The following is a 3,230-nucleotide window of genomic DNA, read 5'->3' on the forward strand; positions in this document are numbered from 1 at the left end:
CGCCGCGACCGCGCGGGGCCGCCGGGCGGCGGCGGGTTGTCGCGCGGAGGTCGGAACGTCACCCCACCGATTGTTCCCTATCGGTGCCGAAGTGCATTCGAGGGTCCGGTTGTTGCACACTAAAGGAGTGATTGTCGCAGTGCAGACAGACCTGTTGCAGCGTGCCGAGGCCTTTGCCCGGGATGTGCTGGTGGCCGAGGGGGAGAACCCCGGTGGTCACCTTGGCTCGCGTATCGAGAACGATTTCGCGGTCGCGCACTACTTCCACGCGCAACTGAGCGGGTACCGCGGGTGGCAGTGGTGCGTCGTGCTGGCTGGTTCGCCTGGGTCGACCGAACTGACGGTCTCCGAGGTGGTCCTGCTGCCTGGCGACGGTGCGCTGCTTTCGCCGAAATGGGTGCCGTGGTCGGCGCGTGTCTCCGCGGGCGACTTGGGTCCCGGCGACCTACTGGCGGCGGCCCCAGACGATCCACGCCTAGTACCCGGGCAGATCGACACTCTCGATGTCGACCCGATCGACCGCGATCAGGTCGGCCAAGTGGTGGCTGAGATCGGCCTGGGGCGCAAACGATTGCTCTCCTTCGACGGCCGGGCCGAGGCGGCCCAGCGCTGGTACGACGGTGACCGCGGCCCATCGTCGCCGATGGCCCAGAATTCCCGCTTTGAGTGCGCGGCGTGCGGGTTCTTCCTTCCGATCACCGGTGCCCTGCGCCCGTCGTTCGGCGTCTGTGCGAACGAATACGGCGCGGACGGGGTGGCGGTATCGGCCGAGTACGGCTGCGGTGCTCACTCGGACACCCCGATGCCGCCCGGCGGGCAGGGCAGCCCGGCATTCGACGCCTACGACGACGGTGCGGTGGAGATCGTGCAGATCGTGGCTCCCGTCGAAGTAGATGTCCCCGTCGAAGTAGATGTCCCCGTCGAAGTAGATGTCACCGTCAGCGCTGACTGATTCTTCCGCCGCGGATCCGTTCGGTACTGATTCGCTGCGCGCTGTCACTCTCGCCGGCTGGCGCGATTCGCCGACCAGGCTCGCCGAAGACGTGGCCGCCGAGGCCGACCTGGCGCAGATCGGCTACCGGGACCGCTGGTTCACCGAACTGGCGGCCAACGCCGCTGATGCTGCCGTCGGCACTGCCGAGCCGGGGATGATCGACGTCCGGGCCGACGGACCGTTGCTGCGGGTGGGCAATAGTGGGACGCCACTCTCGATTGACGGCGTGCGCGCGCTCACCGCTCTGCGGGTCAGCCCAAAAAGTGAGGCCGCGGTCGGTCGTTTCGGGGTCGGCTTCCGGGCAACGTCGTTCGTCGATCGCGTCGATGTGCTGTCGGTCTCGGGATCGATCACCTTTGACCGAGAACGCACCAGTGCCGAGCTGCCCGGGGCGGTAGTTCCGGCGCAGCGACTCGCCTGGCCGCTCGCCGAGCGCCCGGCTGGCGGTTTCGCCACCGAAGTGGTGCTGCACTGTGCGACGCCGGAGCAGGCGGCCGACCTCCTGGTGCAGGCTCGCGCTGAGGCCCCCGATCTGCTGCTGGAACTGCCCGCGCTGGGCACGATCGTCGTCGGCGGCGAGACGATCGCCCGAGTCGACGGCGGCGATCACGTGGAGATCGCCGACGGCGATGGGCGGGTGATCGCGCGATGGTTGCAGAGCTCCGCGGGCGGTAACCGGTGGCTGGTGCAAGTCGAGGGGGCAGTCTTACGACCACTCCGGCACGACTACCTGCGCAGCCCGACACCCACCCAGATTCCCCTCACGCTGCCGGCCCGGCTGATCACCGATCTGCCGCTCACCCCGGATCGTCGCGGACTGCATCCCGATGCCGATCCGGCTACCGCCGCCGCCGGGTACACCGACTTGGTGTTGCTGGCACCTGCCGAGCAGCGGTACCTGCTGGTGCCTGCTCCGGCGCTCGGCGGCGGTCGCGAGGACGTGATCTTGCGCGCGGCGGTGCTCACCGAGCTGGCCGCGGCCCGGTGGGTGCCGGCCGCCGTCACTTCCGCCGCCGGGGATTTAACGCCCGACCGCACTTGGATCCTGCCCGGTCTGACCGAACCGCTCGCCGCCCTGCTCGGGGAGTTGATCGAGCCGTTAGCCGCCCCCTCTGTCAGTGACGGCGCACCGGCCCGCGCGCTGCGACAACTGGGGGCACGTGAGTTGAGCCTCGCCGAGGTGGCCGATCTGTTGTCTGGGGTGGAGCGCGAGCCGCACTGGTGGGCGCGGCTGTACGCGGCCCTGGACCCGTTGGTGCAACGGCCCTCCGATGCCGACGAGTTGGGCGCGCTTCCGGTGCCGCGCACGGACGGCCGGCTGCACCGCGGCGTGCGCGGTCTGGCTCTCGTGGATCTTCCGCCCGGGATGGAACCGCGATTGGACTGGATCCGAGGGGTCGCCGCGGCCGCCTACCACCCGCTGTTGGAGCGGTTGGGTCTGGTGCGACTCTCGGTCACCGAGGTGCTGTCCGATCCCGCGTTGGCGCAACTCTTGACCCACGGCGACGACGACGAACACGAAGAACTCGCTGACGCCATCCTCACCCTGCTCGGCGGGCGCGACGTCGATCCGGTGGTGCCGTCGTGGGTCGGCACGCTGCGCGTCCCAGTGGATGGCGCTGGCGAGCCGCGGGAAATCGACGAACTCCTGCTGCCCGGCAGCCCGGTCCGCGAGGTGCTGTATGACGACGAGCCACTGCAGATCGTGGCGCCGGCCGTCGTTGCGGCCTACGGCGAGCACGCGCTGCGCCGGGCTGGTGCGGGCTGGGGTTTCACCCTGCTGCGCGCCGACCTGCCGACCGGTCCCGACCATCACCTCGACGCCGAGGAACAGTGGTGGGACGACCTCGAGGTGCCACCGGAGACGTTGGTGGCCGTCCGCGACCTGGAACTGGTGGACCCGGCGTGCTGGCCGCGCGCGCTGGAGCTACTCGCGGGCGATCGGTTGATCGTCGAGGCGCTCACTGACGCCGGCGGCTACACCAGCTGGTGGCTACGCCGCCACGTCGTCGTCCACGGCCGTCGGCTGGCGGAATACCGCCACCCCGACGACGAGACGTGGCGCGGCCTCTTCGATCCGTTCGACCATCCGGCTGCCGATACGCTGCGCCCGCTGCTCGCCGGGGCCATGCCCGACGATGCCGCGCAGGCACAGGACTGGCTCGCCGCTCTTGCCGATTCGGCGCGCCCGGTGGAACCCGGTGTCGCCGCTCGCGCGCACGCCGCGCTCCTGGCC

Annotated in this window: 2 protein-coding genes; both read left to right on the forward strand. The window is 70.2% G+C overall.

Going from position 1 to position 3,230, the window contains the following annotated elements:
• Window positions 1–139: 139 nt before the first annotated feature.
• Window positions 140–952 (forward strand): DUF3027 domain-containing protein, encoded by an 813-nt coding sequence (locus WAW85_RS07750; protein WP_422559046.1) that lies wholly within the window; start codon window positions 140–142, stop codon window positions 950–952.
• Window positions 930–3,230 (forward strand): sacsin N-terminal ATP-binding-like domain-containing protein (locus tag WAW85_RS07755; RefSeq protein ID WP_422559047.1); only part of this gene is annotated, 2,301 nt, incomplete at its 3' end. The genes WAW85_RS07750 and WAW85_RS07755, both read left to right, overlap by 23 nt.

This window comes from Gordonia sp. (in: high G+C Gram-positive bacteria) (assembly GCF_049299075.1).
GTDB lineage: Bacteria > Actinomycetota > Actinomycetes > Mycobacteriales > Mycobacteriaceae > Gordonia.